Raw genomic sequence first — 16,352 nt, 5'->3', positions numbered from 1 at the left:
GTTTACCAAACGTCCGTTTTACTGCTAGACCAGCTGGTTCAATTCCAGCTACTGTCATATTCAATGCCACGACTAGTGGCTTTTTCTGTAGAAAGGAGAGGTACATGAAGAAAGTAGAACCAATTCGTGATTTAGACGATATCGAACGAATGAAAAATTATTTAAAATCAAAAAGTGAACGAAACTATATTCTCTTTTTATTTGGGATATACTCAGGTTTACGAGTAAGCGATATTGTTCCTCTTCAAGTAAAACATGTTACCCAAGACAGAATAGAAATCAAAGAGAAAAAGACAGGGAAAGTAAGAAGGTTCGCAGTTAACCCAGAGTTAAGAAAACCCTTGAACCGCTACATAAAAGAAAATAATCTTGAAAGTTACGACTACCTCTTTCCGAGCCGGAAGAAAGTTAGGGGCGATGGACTTAGAATCAAGCATATAGGAAGAGTAGCTGTGTATCAATTTCTAAATGATGCAGCAAATCATTCTGGACTTGAACACATTGGTACTCACTCGATGAGAAAAACATTTGGGTACCATCACTACAAACAGAATGGTAATATAGCTATCTTAATGCAGATACTTAATCACTCTGCACCAGATATAACATTGGACTATATAGGCTATAATCAAGATGAAATAGATGAAAGTATGCTTACTTTTACGTATTAAAAGCATGTCTATTTATCATATTGAGAAACGGTAAATTCAATAAATTAGAAATGTAGTTGAAGCATTGCCTAGACTGAGTTAAAGCAGGTTCTCTCGAAAGTCACAAAATATAAGATATGTTAAATACAAGAGGGGGTGGGTGCACTAAAAACACCCCTGTTTTGAAAGATACCGAGGGGGTATATTTGAGAACACCAACCCCCTACCCTAAAAGAAAGGACCCCCTCCTTAGATGAATACCAACCCCCTCCGTGCAGACCGTAGCGGACCACATAGAGTAGCCTTTGAGAAGAACAAGAAGATTATCTTAAAGACAAGAAACACTTGTGGGATATGTGGCCAGCCTGTAGACAAAGACCTGAGATATCCTCATCCATTAAGTCCAGTCATTGACCACATCGTTCCAGTAAATAAGAACGGGCATCCATCTGACATTGCTAACTTGCAATTGGCGCACTGGCAATGCAATAGACAGAAGTCGGACAAGCTATACGCTGATGAAAAAACAAACGGAACAAAGGTCATAGGCAATAGGAATTTGCCACAAAGTACAGATTGGTTTAAATATAAGAGTTAATATTAAAACCATCAGTAATCATTTAAAAAGAATAAATAGGTCTTGTTATAAAAAAATAATTAGACAGAGATTGAAAAAAGGACGAGTGTTCCTGCCAAGGTGGGGGGATGACCCCCTCCCCCTCGGTGCTTCAGGGCTTCACACCGTCACTGTACATTTTTTCTCGCGGGAAATGAAAGGTAGTTGTATAAAAATGACATTGAAAGGTATGGGCTATCTCAGGAAGAAGCTAGCCAACTATAAAATGGGTGTAGATACTAGATACAATCAGTATGCTATGCAACATAACGATATAGATGTTGGTATTACGATACCACCTCAAATTAGGCAACAATATCGTGCTGTCTTAGGTTGGGCTGCTAAAGGTGTTGACAGTCTAGCAGACCGTTTGGTCTTTCGTGAGTTTGCCAATGACGAATTTGGGGCGAATGAAATCTTTGCTCAGAACAATCCAGATGTATTCTTTGATAGCGCGATCCTTTCAGCTTTGATTGGGTCGTGTTGTTTTGTTTATATTTCGCAAGGGGACGATGATGACGCTCCTAGATTGCAGGTCATTGAAGCAAGTAATGCGACTGGTGTTCTAGATCCTATCACTGGCCTGCTGACAGAGGGCTATGCAGTCTTAAAACGGGATGACAATGGATATGCTTTGCTTGAGGCTTATTTCACAAGTGATGTGACTTGGTTCTATCCGAAAGATGGTCAGCCGTTTGCAATCGGAAATCCAACGGGTGTTCCTTTACTGGTACCAGTCATTCATAGACCTGATGCGGTTCGGCCGTTTGGTCGTTCACGAATTACTCGGGCTGGGATGTACTATCAGAGATATGCTAAACGAACGCTTGAGCGGTCAGATGTTACTGCTGAGTTCTATTCATTCCCTCAGAAGTATGTGTTGGGATTGAGTCAAGATGCTGAGGCGATTGATACGTGGAAAGCGACTGTGTCTAGCTTGTTGACATTTACGAAAGACGATGAAGGGGACAAGCCGAATGTGGGACAATTCACCACGTCCAGTATGTCTCCTTTTACTGAGCAGTTACGGACTGCAGCAGCTGGATTTGCTGGGGAGATGGGCTTGACCTTGGATGACCTTGGTTTTGTATCTGACAATCCGTCATCTGTTGAAGCTATCAAGGCTAGTCATGAGAACTTGCGGTTAGCTGGTCGGAAGGCTCAGCGCTCTCTGGGTTCTGGTCTACTGAATGTGGCTTATGTGGCTACTTGTTTACGTGATGAGTTTCCGTATTTGCGAAAGCAGTTTAATAAGACGGTCGTGAAGTGGGAGCCTTTGTTTGAAGCGGACGCTAACATGTTGACCTTGATTGGGGACGGTGTTATCAAACTGAATCAAGCGGTGCCTGGCTATATGGATGCTGAAACCATCCGTGACTTGACTGGAATCAAAGGGTCAGACAAGCCTGCTCCAGTAGTGAAGGAGGTTGCAGATGGTGGAGGATATCGTTCCGAGCCTGCTCAAGAAAATCAAGTCTGAGTTTGAAGGTGCTAGGTTGGACAGTGAGGTCTTGAAAGACTTGCTGTCTAAACTGCATCATAGCAAGGCAAGTTATTTGGACGCTAATCAATATGCTATTGAAATTGGGGAGATACTTTCTAAGGCTCTGGGAGCCTCTCTGACGAACGAAACACTACCAGACGGAAAAATGTATTACAATATCGCTCAGCGCGTGCTGACGGACGTTCTGGGGCGAAATCATGAGCTTGTGAGTGATTATGCTGAGCAAGTTCAGAAAAATTTGAACTCTGAGGCTAAAATCGGGTTAGCTGCTCAGGTTCCTGAACTCAATCAAGACAGAATTGATGGTCTGGTCAATCGTTTAGCCAGTGAGGAAAGTTTTGATGATGTAAAATGGTTGCTTGATGATCCGATTGTAAATTTTAGTCAGAGCATTGTGGATGATAGCATTCGGAAAAATGTGGAGTTTCAGCATAAAGTGGGGTTGAGTCCGAAAATCGTTCGAAGAGTTGTCGGTCATCCATGCAAATGGTGCAAGAGTTTAGAGGGTTCATACAATTATCCAGAAGTTCCTAAGGATATATATAGACGGCATGGCAATTGTCGGTGTACTGTTGATTATCATCCTGGTAATGGGAAGAAACAGAATGTTCATACTAAACGTTGGGCAGAATCTCAAAAAAGTGCTAAAATAGAAGTATTAAAAGGTGTAGGCTTACCTGTTCAATCTGGTGCAAGAAATTATTTTCGTGATGAATCGAATGATGATATTTTGCCAAAAGATTTTATTAAAGCAGAAAAGCACGCTTATCTTACGTATGACAAAATAAAAAATAGTAATCAAGAATTAGAGAAGCGAAAAATTTACTCGAACATTGGAAAGTTTAAGGAAATGAAAGACTTTACCAAGGAAGATGTTGATATTGCTTTTAATCATGTTTTTAATGATATCCATCTTTTAAAAGACGGGGAAAGCTTATTTCATCCAGAAGTCAATATGGCAGAGTCGTGGGAGCGTCTGATTACTGGTAAGGATATCCAATCACATGATTTGATATTATTGAAACATGAGCGCTTAGAGCATGATTATATGTACGTTAGAGGGAATATGGATTATGATACTGCTCATGCTAAAACAGATGAAACCTATAATTATGGTAATGCTTTGACTCGATATTTGGAAAGGAAGAATAATGTTAAAATTTAATTTGATTGAAGTTGTGAACGGTTTTTACCATTACGAGGTCTTTCCTGAGGGTGATGTGAGTAGAAGGGAGATTTTTGAATTTAACCCTTCTACCCATGAGATAAAGCGAAATGATCCCCCGAAATATGGTTTTGATTATGTGTCAAAATGCATCATAAATCTAAAAAACGAAGACGGCAGTTTGAAAGAATCAGGGCAAGTTGCTTGGTATTAAGCACCTAGAGAAATCTAAGTGCTTTTATTATGCTTAGAAAGGAGTAACAATGGGAAACACGATTGATTTTTCAGAGAAAAAGTCTAGTCTGGAGCGTGGTGCTTCTGTGAAAGAAATTTTGGAGGAAAATCTTGAGGCTAGTCATGACTATACTTCGGTATTGGTGATTTCTTTGGATAAAGCTGGTGAGATAAATCTTGGCTATAGCTGGGAAAGTAGTTTGCAGGCATTGGGAATGCTAGATGTTGCTAAAAACTATATTTTAAACGTAATCAATTAAATCATCCCAGCGATAGGGTTATCATGCGGTACGATTGAAAGGAGCAGTGGATGGCTAGAAAGAAACTTGGCAATCAGAATCCTACTCAATCGGTAATTTTAAAGTACGTCAAGAAAAATTCTAAGGCGAAAGAAGCGGTAGAAATCTACGAGCGGACGGGTCTTTCTTGCTACGCTTGGCAAGTCAATCTGTTGACCTCTATCATGGCGGTTGATAAGAATGGTTTGTGGGTGCATCAAAAATTTGGCTACTCTATACCTCGTCGTAATGGGAAGTCCGAACTCTTGTACCTTTTTGAACTTTGGGGCCTGCATAATGGACTAAACATCCTACACACGGCTCATAGAATATCCACCTCTCATTCCTCTTTTGAAAAGGTTAAACGTTACCTTGAAAAAATGGGATATGTGGACGGTGAGCACTTTAGCTCTATACGAGCCAAAGGACAAGAGCGGATTGAACTGTTTGACGGCGGTGGGATTGTACAATTTCGTACCAGAACATCCAATGGTGGTTTGGGGGAAGGTTTTGACCTTCTTGTAATCGATGAGGCTCAGGAATATACGACTGAGCAGGAATCGGCCTTGAAATATACGGTAACGGATAGTAGCAATCCAATCACAATCATGTGTGGGACACCACCTACACCTGTTTCAAATGGGACGGTATTCACAAATTACCGTAAGACTTGCCTGTTTGGGAAAGGAAAATACTCAGGTTGGGCAGAATGGTCGGTTTCTGAGGAAAAAGAAATCGATGATGTCGATGCCTGGTATAACTCCAATCCCTCAATGGGCTACCATTTGAATGAGCGGAAGATAGAAGCCGAGCTTGGTGATGATAAGCTAGACCATAATGTTCAGCGTTTGGGTTATTGGCCTGAATACAACCAGAAATCTGCTATTTCGGAAACGGAATGGAATGAGTTGTGTGTTGACTCTATGCCTGATTTATCAGGTAAGTTGTTTGTCGGAGTCAAATATGGTCAAGATGGCGCAAACGTGGCATTAAGTATTGCTGTTCGTACGGTAGATGAGCGGATTTTTGTTGAGACGATTGACTGTCAGTCAGTCCGTAATGGGAATGACTGGATTTTGGATTTTGTGAAGCGTGCCGATGTGGCTACTATCGTAGTCGATGGGGCAAGCGGTCAGAAAATCCTTGATGAAGAGTTGAAAAAGGAACGCATGAAGAGCGTGATATTGCCTACGGTCAAGGAAATCATCGTGGCTAACTCTATGTGGGAACAAGGGATTTATCAAAAGACCTTGTGCCATGCTGGTCAACCGTCTTTGAAGAAAATCACAACCAACTGTGAGAAGCGGAACATCGGTTCAAACGGTGGGTTTGGCTATCGCTCGCATTTTGCGGATATGGATATTTCTTTGATGGATAGCGCCTTGCTTGCGCATTGGGCTTGTGTGACAACTAAGCCTAAGAAAAAGCAAAAAATCAGTTATTAAGAGGAGCGGTTGAAAGACTGCTTTTTTTGATGCCTAAAAAATTACCGAACTGCCGGGAAAGCAGGAGAAAGGAGACATGAAGATGTCTGAATTTAAAACGATTGAAACACAGGAAGAGCTAGATAACATCGTGAAGGAACGTATCAGACGTGAGCGTGAAAAATTCGCTGATTATGATGATCTCAAGAAACGTGTTTCAGAACTAGAGTCTGAAAATGGCGCTTTGAAAGCTACTGTTGAGGAAACAAAACAGACAATCGCCGAATCAGACGCTCAAATCACTGAATTGCAGGGGCAAGTAAGCAATTATGAAACTGCTAGCTTGCGAACTCGTATCGCTTTACAAAATGGCTTGCCTTATGACTTGGCTGACCGTATTCAAGGCGCTGACGAAGAGGCATTGAGGGCTGACGCTGAGCGTCTAGCTGGCTTTATGCGTCCAGCAATACCTCAAGCACCGCTAAGAGATACGGAGCCCCCTATCGGTGATGACAAAACTATGCAAATGAAGCAAATGCTTCGTGAATTACAACCAAAAGGAGAATAGAAATTATGGCAGATAATGCAATGAAAGCTGGAACACTTTTTAAACCAGAACTAGTTAAAGAAGTTATTAGTAAAGTACAGGGACATTCTGTCCTTGCTAAGCTAGCATCTCAAACACCAATCCCATTTAACGGTGTGGAACAATTCATCTTTAACCTTGAAGGGAATGCGCAAATTGTCGGTGAGGGTGAACAAAAACAAGCTGGGAAAGCTAAAATTACTTCAAAAATTATTAAACCCATTAAATTCGTTTATCAAGCTCGTATGACAGATGAATTTAAATATGCATCAGAAGAAAAACAAATGAATTTCTTGTTAGAATACATTGATGGATTCGCCAAAAAAATTGCTGAAGGATTTGATCTTGCTGCTATTCACGGTCTTGAACCAAAATCCATGACAGATGCAACTTTCCGTGCAACAAACTCATTTGACGGTGTGATTACTGGTAATATTGTTACATATGATGAAGCGCATATCGATGATAATATTGATGCTGCAGTTCAAACGATTGTAGCGAAAGGTGGGGAAGTGACAGGCCTCGCCTTGTCTCCAACTGCAGGCCAAAACTTGGCTAAAATTAAGGTTAACGGAGTTGTTCAATATCCTGAGTTTCGCTTTGGTCAAAATCCTGATTCATTCTACGGCATGAAGTCAGATATTAGTAAAAACCTCACTGTAACTGGTGGTACCGCTGAAACAGACCACGTTATTGTAGGGGATTTCCAAAACCGCTTCAAATGGGGTTATGCTGAAAATATTCCAATGGAAATCATTGAATACGGTGATCCAGATGGTGCAGGTCGTGACCTTAAAGCCTACAACGAAATCTGCTTACGTGCAGAAGCTTTTATCGGTTGGGGTATTCTTGATGAAGAAGCCTTTGCGCGTGTGAAAGCGTAAGTTTTATGGTTTTATACCGTGATTTAAAATCAGGCGTAATAATTGCCTCCGAGTGTATTCTCGGGGGTGATTGGGTGCCTGTGGAAAAGCAAGTGATTGAGGAAGAACATCTGACTGTCGTTGAGTTAAAATCTAGTTTAGATGAGCTGGGTATTCACTATGAAAAGAATGCCAAGAAGTCAGAGCTACTCAGTCTTTATAAGAGTCATAAAGGGTAATTTATGGGAAATTTTGCAAAGATTGAAGACTTGGAATTGTTGTGGCGCTCGTTGAAATTTGATGAGCGTGCAAGGGCTGAGGCTTTGTTGGAAGTTGTATCTAATTCTTTGCGAGTGGAGGCTGAAAAAGTCGGTAAAGACCTTGACGATATGGTGGCAGAAAGCGTGTCATTCGCTAGTGTTGCCAAGTCTGTCACGGTTGATATCGTGGCACGAACCCTCATGACCTCAACAGACCATGAACCAATGACTCAGGTTGCTGAAAGTGCCTTGGGTTATTCGTTTAGTGGTTCTTACCTTGTTCCTGGAGGCGGTCTCTTTATTAAAGACACCGAACTCAAAAGGCTTGGTTTGAAGAAAAAACAACGATATGGAGCGATTGAAATTTATGACCTACCTAAAAGGAATCCCTGTCATTTTAGTGGACAAGGTAGAAATTGGTAATGACGATTTCGGTCATCCAATCCATCGTGATGTTGAGATTGAGGTTCAAAATGTCTTGGTTGCCCCAACTTCATCAGAGAACGTCATCAATCAAATGAACTTGACTGGGAAAAAGGCGGAATATACACTTGGTATTCCCAAAGGAGATACTAACAAGTGGGAGAACCGTGAGGTCAAGTTTTTTGGTCGTAAATGGCGGACGATTGGCATCCCTCAAGAGGGAATTGAGTCAATGATTCCATTATCTTGGAATAGAAAGGTTATGGTTGAAGTTTATGAGTAATATGAAATTTCAATTGAACTCGGCTGGCGTGTCTGCCTTGCTACGTTCTTCCGAAATGCAGGGCATTTTGAGGGAGAAAGGGCAAGGAATTGCTGAAAGAGCTGGCGAGGGGTTTGAATTGACCGTATCGCCAGGGCAGAAGCGTGCCAATGCGAAGATTAGTACAACTGACATCAAGAGCATGGCTAGAAATAAAAAATATAATATTTTACTAAAGGCTATGAGATGATCGAATTAGTTATAAAGAAATTTTTGGACGGACAGTTAGAGGTTCCGTCTTTTTTTGAACATAAACCGAATATGCCTGAGAGTTATGTCATTCTTGAGAAGACGGGAAGTGGTGGAAGTGACTATGTTCATTCTGCCACATTCGCTTTTCAAAGTTATGCACCATCACTTCAAAAGGCTGCTGAGCTGAATGAGAAAGTCAAGAAAGTAGTTGAGGATCTTATCACGGTCAACGAAGTCAGCGGTGTGCATCACAATAGTGACTACAACTTTACAGACACAGAAACGAAGCAATATCGCTATCAAGCGGTATATGACATCAATTATTTTTAAAAAGGAGGTGTAGTTTTGGCGCCAGAATTAGAAGCGACAGAAGTAAGAACACCAAATGCAGAATCAACAGGAGGAAAGAATATGACGACTGCATCAGCATCAAATGTAACGGCTGCTAAGCCTAAAATCGGAGGGGCGGTTTCGACTGCTCCAGCTGGAACAGATCTTCCAACGAATGCAAAAACAGCCTTGAACCCAGCATTTAAAACGCTTGGGTATATTTCAGAAGATGGATTGACCAATGAGAACTCACCAGAGTCAGAAGAAGTCAAGGCTTGGGGAGGACAAACAGTCTTGTCTTCTCAAACTGAAAAGAAAGATACCTTTAAATACAAATTGATTGAGGGTCTTAACATTGAAGTCTTGAAAGAAGTATATGGACCAGATAACGTTTCAGGAACGCTTGAAACAGGTATCACTGTAAAAGCCAATGGTAAAGAATTGCCAGAACATTGCTTGGTTATCGATACATTGTTGAAAAATGGCTATGTGAAACGCGTTGTCATCCCTCGTGGTAAGGTTAGTGAAATTGGCGAAATCAGCTATAAAGACGGCGAACCTATCGGCTATGAATTGACGATCACTGCATTACCAGACAACAGTGAGAATACTCACTACGAATATATTCAAGGAGCGTAAAGTAAATGGAAGAAATCTTAAAAGGAACAACAGAATCAGGGTTTGAGTACAAAATCCCTAAAAAACGATTGAGAAACTTTTATCTCATGCGCGAAGCGTCCAAAATGGAGAAGGGGGATTTTGAAGCTGCTGAAAAATTGCTGAATCTTCTCTTTGGTAAAGAACAAGCGAAAGCATTCTTGTCTCATTTAGATGATGGAGACGACTTCATTGATACTGAGGTACTATTCGCAGATATCAAGAGTATTTTTGAGTCCAACAAAGACCTAAAAAAATCCTAGTCCTTGCTCAGATGATTAGCTTAGACGAGGATGCTCTTGTCTGTGATTTAGCAGAAACCTATCAAATATACGACTATAAACAGCTACCTTTAAATGAGGTGGCTGTTTTTGCGTATGGGTTGCGTGATAATTCGCGGATAAAGCAGATGATGTCTGACCAAATCGTCCCTCTGGAAACGACGTTACTTGCAAATATCGTAGACAGACTGTCTCTTTCTTTGTGGTTGCAAACTAAGGATGGGCAAAAGGGTACCAATCGTCCTGCATCAATTGCTGGAATGCTAACAAAAAATCACAAAGAAGAGAGAGATGAAAGGGATTATCTCGTCTTTGAATCTGGTGAGGACTTTGAAAATTATCGCAAGGCTTTACTTGCGAAAACAGGAGGTGAGGAATAGTGGCGACCGAATTAGGAAAAGCCTATGTACAAATCATTCCGTCTGCTAAAGGCATTAGTGGCATGATTCAAAAGGAAATGGGTGGTGAAGTCGCCTCAGCTGGCGTTAGCGCAGGCGAATCCCTCGGATCCAAAATGATGGGGGCTGTTTCAGGAGTTATTGCTGCTGCTGGAATTGGTAAGGCAATTGGAGCATCGATAAACGAAGGGGCAGCACTTCAACAATCGCTTGGTGGTATTGAAACCTTATTTAAAGACTCAGCTGATAAGGTTAAAGGCTTTGCGAATGAGGCCTACAAGACAACAGGTCTGTCAGCCAATGCCTATATGGAAAATGTAACAGGCTTCTCAGCCAGTCTGTTGCAATCTCTTGGCGGAGATACAGATAAAGCAGCAGAAACGGCAAACATGGCCATGATTGATATGTCGGATAATGCGAACAAGATGGGAACATCTATGGAAAGCATTCAGCTGGCTTATCAAGGGTTTGCCAAGCAAAACTACACCATGCTTGACAACTTGAAATTGGGTTATGGTGGTACAAAACAAGAGATGCAACGGCTTTTAGCTGATGCAGAAAAATTGACAGGTGTTAAGTATGACATAAATAACTTGTCAGATGTTTATAGTGCCATTCACGCCATCCAAGAGAATTTGGACATCACTGGTACAACAGCGAGAGAGGCAGCAACAACTTTCACAGGATCATTTGAATCTATGAAAGCAGCTGCTCAGAATGTGCTAGGGAAGTTGTCATTGGGTGAAGATATTCAACCCGCACTACAGGCTTTGATGGAAACGACATCCACATTTCTTTTCGGAAACTTAATTCCGATGATTGGAAATATTTTGAAGCAAATTCCTAACCTTATTTTAGGAGGGATAAAGGGTGTTTTCAGTGGAATCTTTGGCGAAGGTCTAGGAAGTATCATGGGTGGTATCGTTACCGCTCTTGGTTCTGCATTTTTAGCTTTTAAGGCATTTTCGGCAGTCTCGGGATTGCTATCTGGAATACCTGCTGTCTTAACGACAATTAAAACAGCAGTCACGGGTCTATTTACTGCTATGAGTGCCAATCCAATTGGAATTGCAATCGCTGCGATTGCTGCATTAACTGCAGGCTTGGTTTATTTCTTCACTCAAACTGAGATGGGAAGGCAAATCTGGCAAGGTTTCATGGATTGGTTCTCTGGTGTGTGGCAGTCTGTCGCACCAGTCTTGACCGAAGTTTGGAATGGTATTGTTGAAACGGCTACAACCGTCTGGAACAATATGATGGCTGTTGTTGCTCCGATTATCCAAGCAGTTGTTGATTTTATTAGGTCTGTCTGGGATGGTATTTCTTTGTGGTGGACTGAAAATCAAGGTTTGATTCAACAAACGTTCACAACAGTTTGGAACGCAATCCAGACAGTTATTCAGACGGTTATGCCGATTATTCAGTCCATTATTGAAACCGCAATGAATATCCTTGGACCTTTCATTGAAGCAACGTGGAACAATATCTGCACTGTTGTGACAACAGTTTGGGAATTGATTAAGATTGCTATTCAGACGGCTATGGATGTCATTAGTGGCATTATAAAAGCAGTCATGGCTATCATCAATGGTGATTGGGGAACTGCTTGGAATGCTATAAAAGGAGTCGGTGAGGCAATTTGGAAAGGGTTGTCTGCTGCAGGTAAGGCTATCTTTGATGGCTTTGCTCAGATATTGTCTAATATCTGGAGCACGATCAAAACTGTCGCAAGTAATGCCTGGGAAGGATTGAAATCAACAGTCTTAGGTCTGATTGATGGACTGGTCCAAGGCGCTAAAAATGCTTGGGAAAATATGAAACAAGGTGTTCGTGATCTTGTTGATAAGGTTACAAGCATATTCGATGGAATCAAAAACATTGACCTTTGGGAGGCAGGTAAGGCTATCCTTGATGGCTTTTTAAATGGTTTGAAATCTGCTTGGAGTGCGGTTACTGACTTTGTCGGTGGTATTGCTGGGTGGATTGCTGACCACAAAGGTCCGATTGAATACGACCGTAAGCTCTTGATTCCTGCTGGTAATGCAATTATGCAAGGTTTGAATAGAGGGCTGCAATACCGTTTCAAAGATGTTAAGAAATCGGTTGGTGGAATGGCTGGTGAAATCTCAAATGCATTTTCAAACGATGATTTTGGTTTGAGTGGAACACCGACTATTGCCAAAAATATTGAAGCAAGTTTGGCCATGCCAAGTGCTCAAATTGAGGCAAAAGACAGTCAAACCGTGTCTGAGATAGCGATTCTGAGAGCAAGTATGGAGAAGATCCTTACTGCTATCCTTGAAAAGCCGTCAGATACTTACCTGGACGCTGATAAAATTTCAATGAGCGTCTACCAACGTCAAGGTGCAATTTATGCTAGGGAGGGAATTTAATGGAATACATGATTATCAATGGTTTCAATACTTCAACCATTCCTAACTGTGTCGTGACTGATTTTGGCGAGGTGGAGGCTGCTAAACCTAAAGTTTCAGAAACAGCTACCCTGTTTGGGGTTAATGGGAATTACCGTGTCTTGGATGGCGCTTATGAGAGTTATGAACGAACATTTGCATTTTACCTTCCAAGGACGGTAGACCCGTCTAAAATCGTTGAGAGATTCCAACCAAATGACAATACGCTAGAATTTAGCTATCAGCTAGGCTCTTTATTTTATGCTGATTTTATTAGTGCAAAATACAAGCCTCAAGGTATGCACGGTTGGAAATTAGAAATCAAGTTGAGTATGCAACCATTCCGTTATCAGAAAAATGTTGCTCCTCTTATCTTTACAGCAAGCGGCAATGTCAACAATCCAGGCTCTGTCTATAGCGAGCCTGTGATTGAGATTGAAGGAGATGGAGATATTTCCTTGACGATTGGACTGACAACCATGCACTTGACCATTAGACGAAAAGTGACCATTGATTGTAGACATAAGAAGCAGAATATCTACAATGCAGATGGTGCAATTCAGAACACTTTACGAAAACGTGGAGGCTTCTTTGAATTGGCAGTAGGTAATAACGGTCTTGTCTTTACTGGCGCGGTTCGTAAGGTCACAGTTCGGCCGAATTGGAGGTACATCTTATGATTTATCTTACAGAGGGCAACACGCCTTTAAACGAGGCTTACAACGATGAAATTGTTCAGGAGCGAAACAATACCTATCAACTGACCTTCCGTTTTCCTACATCGGATCCCAAGTGGGAATTGCTGAAAGAGGAAACTTTCTTGACTGCAGATGACCTGCATGGCGAGCAGGATTTTTATATTTTTGAGGTTGAAAAACAACAAGGATATATCCAAGTCTATGCTAATCAGGTTATCAGCTTGTTAAATAACTACATCGTCAGCTCTATCGATGTTGACCGTGTCAGTGGTACAAGGGCATTGAGCGCATTAGCTGGTAGTATTACCAGAGCCAATCCGTTTTCTTTTTTCTCGGACATCGACGATAGGCATACGCTTAACATCAAGGATAAGAACGCTATGGAGGTCTTGGCCAAAGACAAGCACTCCATCCTTGGTCAATGGGGCGGAGATATGGTCCGGAATGGCTACAATTTGCGCTTGTTGAAAAATGGCGGTTCAGAAAATGAATCGCTTTTCATGTACAAGAAAAACCTGTCTAGCTACCAGCACAAGACCTCTACTAAATCCCTGAAAACTCGGATAACCTTTAAAACGACTGTTAAAGGCGAGGGAGAAAAGGCGCCTGACGTTGACTATGTGGTAGTGATTGATAGCCCCTTACTCGGAAAATACAGCCAAATCTATGAAGCTGTTGTTGAGGTCAATGACCAAAACGTCAAAGACCAGGCTAGCTTGATTGAATACGGTAAGCAGTATTTTCGGACAAGTATGTGCGATATGCTGGAAGATAACCTCGAAATCTCGGTTGTCGGTCAGAGTGATGTAGCCGTTCGGATGTTCGATGTGGTCAGTATCTACCATGATTGGTACGGCCTTGATGTTCGTAAGAAAATCACGAAATACACCTATTCGCCAATGGCAAAACGCCTGAAATCAATTGGTTTTGGGACATTCCAATCCAGTCTTGCGAATGCGATAGGTGGAATTGTAAATGATGCCGTTTTGAATGAAAGCCGAAATCTGCATAAGATTTTTGAAGAACGTTTGAAAAAGGAAATCGCCAACGCTGACCGTGCGTTTGATGCTGAATTTGCCAAGCGTGAGAAAGCCATCACGGATGCTATTGAGCAGTACAAGGCTAAAGCCGAAGAAATGGGCGCCAAGATCCATGAAGAAATGGAAAAAGAGCGTCCCGAATTCGTGAAGCGTATCCGTGAGGAGCTGATGAGTGGCGCTGACTCAATCGCTGAACTAAGCAAGAAGCTAGAGCAGGTCAGTGAAACTGCAAGGGTCAATGCTAGTTTGATTGGTGGTGACGGGAATACTCAGTACAATAAGAACCGCTTGAATGGTGGCACGGCTAAGAAAATCAGTTACGGAACGGATTTTGTAGAGGTTGGCCACAATGGAGAGGGCTTTGAACTTGGTAAGAAATACGTTATAAGTTGGTCAGCAACCTGCACGCCTTACGGCAAAACAGATGTGACTGTTATAGTCAATAAGAATCCATTTTATGGTGGACACGTTCATCTTGCGCCTGCTAATTCGGTCATGCCAGCGATTGATAAAGACCTTGTCCAGAAAGAGGAGCAGGTCTTAGCAGTCTACTACGGTGCCTATCGTTTGACGTTCTCAGGCGACTGGTATCAGAATGTAGAGCAATCTTTGACGATTGACAATCAGACAAGACGGATTGAACTAGCGCCAGTCTACAAGACGGTTGCAGACGGGCAAAATGCAAGATATGAGGGAAGTTGGAGTGAGAGTCCAACTTTTATTTTTGATGGAGGTAGAACATGACAGAAACAACGCCTGAAGTAGTACCTATCAGGGTACGACATAAACGGATGCCAGCTAGTGAGTGGGCAAGAAGTGACTTTGTGTTGTATGACGGAGAGTTGGGTATCGAGAGCGACACAGGTAAGGTCAAGGTTGGAAATGGCCGTGACCGATTCTCAGCCCTGCAATATCTGACTGGTCCAAAAGGTGACCGTGGAGAGCGTGGAGAAACAGGACCACGAGGAGCGGACGGTGTTATGCGATTTGAGAACCTGACAAGTCAGCAGAGAGAAGGGTTGAAAGGCGCACAAGGTCCACAGGGTGCGAGAGGTCCGGCAGGACCAACAGGAGCAGTAGGACCGAGAGGTCCAGAAGGCCAACGAGGCCCCCAAGGAAATGCAGGTCCAGCAGGTCCCAGAGGAGCAGATGGAGCGCCTGGTCAGAACATCATCAACCAGAACGGCGGTCAACCGATGAAATATTGGGCTGGAACAAGGTCTCAATATGACGCAATTTCTAACAAGGATAGTAATACTATCTACGATATCTATAAAACATAGGAGGTAGTATGGCTAGAGAAGGAATTTACGTGGGTGGCAAGGAAGTTATTCAGCGTTATGTAGGAACACGGTTGGTTTGGGAGAAAAGAATACGAGTTTTAGAACTTTTTTCAAAATTTGTTATTACGTCTCCAAGCTACGGAGAAAATGTAATGCATATATATGATTATAGATTTGGTTTCAGTAACTATTCTATTGACGAAGTTCGTTTCATCGGTAAAACTGAATCAAATGTTATTCCAGTAACACTAGAACGCGGTTATGGTAGCACCCACATTAAAGCCCGTTTTAGAACTACCGAAGATTTTGAGAAAGCAAAAAGTTTATTTAACTCATCAAACGGAGAAACTTATATGAGCTTCTATTCTACATGGAGGTAACACATGGACATAACCATTCAAAACGTTCGTTCGCCTGCTCTTGAGCACAACGGACGATATTACAAGGTATTTCAGCCACGTACACGAGATGAACTGCTGAAACTGCACCACATGGGTTGTGTGGGTGACACGGTGCTGACGGATATCCAATTGGAGCAGGGGGATTTCCCAACTAGCTTTGTAGAACCAACTGTCACGCAACGCACTTTGTCAGGTCTCTTTAAGGATATGCGTTCTATTGAACTGGAATTGAGAGACCCAAACAGCACTCTCTGGGGCAAAATCCAGCAGAACAATCAAGGGGCGCTGACCCAGTTCTTTGATGAGAATGTCAAGAGTGCCATCGCTCAGACAGCT

General features: G+C 42.1%; 23 protein-coding genes. All 23 read left to right on the top strand.

Features of this window, described 5'->3' with window-relative positions:
* The first annotated feature begins 104 nt into the window (after positions 1-104).
* Positions 105-671: a site-specific integrase gene (locus tag WKI42_RS06065; protein ID WP_368081438.1), complete on the top strand. Its 567-nt coding sequence runs from the start codon at positions 105-107 to the stop codon at positions 669-671.
* A 232-nt stretch (positions 672-903) separates the two neighbouring features.
* A complete protein-coding gene (locus WKI42_RS06060) occupies positions 904-1,248 on the top strand; it encodes an HNH endonuclease (protein WP_050228905.1) in 345 nt (114 codons plus the stop codon).
* A gap of 193 nt (positions 1,249-1,441) precedes the next feature.
* The gene (locus WKI42_RS06055; RefSeq protein WP_261084767.1) at positions 1,442-2,746 is read left to right on the top strand and encodes a hypothetical protein; all 1,305 of its coding nucleotides are present in this window, start codon (positions 1,442-1,444) and stop codon (positions 2,744-2,746) included.
* Positions 2,700-3,935 carry a hypothetical protein gene (locus tag WKI42_RS06050; protein ID WP_368081437.1) on the top strand — a complete coding sequence of 412 codons (1,236 nt, stop codon included), beginning with the start codon at positions 2,700-2,702 and terminating at the stop codon, positions 3,933-3,935. The genes WKI42_RS06055 and WKI42_RS06050 overlap by 47 nt, the downstream gene beginning before the upstream one ends.
* Positions 3,922-4,149, top strand: coding sequence for a hypothetical protein (locus WKI42_RS06045; RefSeq protein ID WP_368081436.1), 228 nt, complete (start codon positions 3,922-3,924; stop codon positions 4,147-4,149). The genes WKI42_RS06050 and WKI42_RS06045 overlap by 14 nt, the downstream gene beginning before the upstream one ends.
* Before the next feature lie 49 nt (positions 4,150-4,198).
* Positions 4,199-4,429: a hypothetical protein gene (locus tag WKI42_RS06040; RefSeq protein WP_368081435.1), complete on the top strand. Its 231-nt coding sequence runs from the start codon at positions 4,199-4,201 to the stop codon at positions 4,427-4,429.
* Positions 4,430-4,479: 50 nt separating this feature from the next.
* A complete protein-coding gene (locus WKI42_RS06035; RefSeq protein ID WP_050216383.1) occupies positions 4,480-5,892 on the top strand; it encodes a terminase large subunit in 1,413 nt (470 codons plus the stop codon).
* Positions 5,893-5,974: 82 nt separating this feature from the next.
* On the top strand, positions 5,975-6,439 hold the full coding sequence (locus WKI42_RS06030; protein ID WP_173252934.1) for a capsid assembly scaffolding protein Gp46 family protein: 465 nt from the start codon (positions 5,975-5,977) through the stop codon (positions 6,437-6,439).
* 5 nt (positions 6,440-6,444) lie between these two features.
* Entirely contained in the window at positions 6,445-7,341 is an 897-nt protein-coding gene (locus tag WKI42_RS06025; protein ID WP_368081434.1) for a phage major capsid family protein, read from the top strand.
* Positions 7,342-7,346: 5 nt separating this feature from the next.
* Positions 7,347-7,559, top strand: coding sequence for a HeH/LEM domain-containing protein (locus WKI42_RS06020; RefSeq protein WP_368081433.1), 213 nt, complete (start codon positions 7,347-7,349; stop codon positions 7,557-7,559).
* Between the two features lie 3 nt (positions 7,560-7,562).
* Positions 7,563-8,003, top strand: coding sequence for a phage Gp19/Gp15/Gp42 family protein (locus WKI42_RS06015; protein ID WP_138704947.1), 441 nt, complete (start codon positions 7,563-7,565; stop codon positions 8,001-8,003).
* A complete protein-coding gene (locus WKI42_RS06010) occupies positions 7,948-8,286 on the top strand; it encodes a hypothetical protein (RefSeq protein ID WP_368081432.1) in 339 nt (112 codons plus the stop codon). The genes WKI42_RS06015 and WKI42_RS06010 overlap by 56 nt, the downstream gene beginning before the upstream one ends.
* Positions 8,279-8,515: a hypothetical protein gene (locus WKI42_RS06005; protein WP_368081431.1), complete on the top strand. Its 237-nt coding sequence runs from the start codon at positions 8,279-8,281 to the stop codon at positions 8,513-8,515. Before WKI42_RS06010 ends, WKI42_RS06005 begins: the two co-directional genes overlap by 8 nt.
* The gene (locus WKI42_RS06000) at positions 8,512-8,847 is read left to right on the top strand and encodes a hypothetical protein (RefSeq protein WP_055361583.1); all 336 of its coding nucleotides are present in this window, start codon (positions 8,512-8,514) and stop codon (positions 8,845-8,847) included. The genes WKI42_RS06005 and WKI42_RS06000 overlap by 4 nt, the downstream gene beginning before the upstream one ends.
* 81 nt (positions 8,848-8,928) lie before the next feature.
* Positions 8,929-9,486, top strand: coding sequence for a hypothetical protein (locus WKI42_RS05995; protein ID WP_050216391.1), 558 nt, complete (start codon positions 8,929-8,931; stop codon positions 9,484-9,486).
* A gap of 5 nt (positions 9,487-9,491) precedes the next feature.
* The gene (locus WKI42_RS05990; protein ID WP_112445655.1) at positions 9,492-9,767 is read left to right on the top strand and encodes a hypothetical protein; all 276 of its coding nucleotides are present in this window, start codon (positions 9,492-9,494) and stop codon (positions 9,765-9,767) included.
* Positions 9,768-9,778: 11 nt separating this feature from the next.
* Positions 9,779-10,165 carry a DUF5361 domain-containing protein gene (locus tag WKI42_RS05985; RefSeq protein ID WP_368081430.1) on the top strand — a complete coding sequence of 129 codons (387 nt, stop codon included), beginning with the start codon at positions 9,779-9,781 and terminating at the stop codon, positions 10,163-10,165.
* Positions 10,165-12,576 (top strand): PblA, encoded by a 2,412-nt coding sequence (locus WKI42_RS05980; protein WP_368081429.1) that lies wholly within the window; start codon positions 10,165-10,167, stop codon positions 12,574-12,576. The genes WKI42_RS05985 and WKI42_RS05980 overlap by 1 nt, the downstream gene beginning before the upstream one ends.
* Positions 12,576-13,274 carry a phage tail protein gene (locus WKI42_RS05975; protein ID WP_368081428.1) on the top strand — a complete coding sequence of 233 codons (699 nt, stop codon included), beginning with the start codon at positions 12,576-12,578 and terminating at the stop codon, positions 13,272-13,274. Before WKI42_RS05980 ends, WKI42_RS05975 begins: the two co-directional genes overlap by 1 nt.
* Positions 13,271-15,076: a phage tail spike protein gene (locus WKI42_RS05970; protein WP_368081427.1), complete on the top strand. Its 1,806-nt coding sequence runs from the start codon at positions 13,271-13,273 to the stop codon at positions 15,074-15,076. The genes WKI42_RS05975 and WKI42_RS05970 overlap by 4 nt, the downstream gene beginning before the upstream one ends.
* The gene (locus WKI42_RS05965; protein WP_368081426.1) at positions 15,073-15,615 is read left to right on the top strand and encodes a phage upper tail fiber protein; all 543 of its coding nucleotides are present in this window, start codon (positions 15,073-15,075) and stop codon (positions 15,613-15,615) included. Before WKI42_RS05970 ends, WKI42_RS05965 begins: the two co-directional genes overlap by 4 nt.
* Before the next feature lie 8 nt (positions 15,616-15,623).
* Complete coding sequence (locus WKI42_RS05960) at positions 15,624-15,995, top strand: hypothetical protein (protein ID WP_368081425.1); 372 nt, start codon at positions 15,624-15,626, stop codon at positions 15,993-15,995.
* Between the two features lie 3 nt (positions 15,996-15,998).
* The coding region (locus WKI42_RS05955) for a gp58-like family protein (RefSeq protein ID WP_368081424.1) at positions 15,999-16,352 on the top strand (354 nt) is incomplete at its 3' end.

This window comes from Streptococcus pseudopneumoniae, assembly GCF_038148935.1.
GTDB classification, from domain to species: domain Bacteria; phylum Bacillota; class Bacilli; order Lactobacillales; family Streptococcaceae; genus Streptococcus; species Streptococcus pseudopneumoniae_U.
This window is presented reverse-complemented; position numbering and strand designations above follow the sequence as displayed.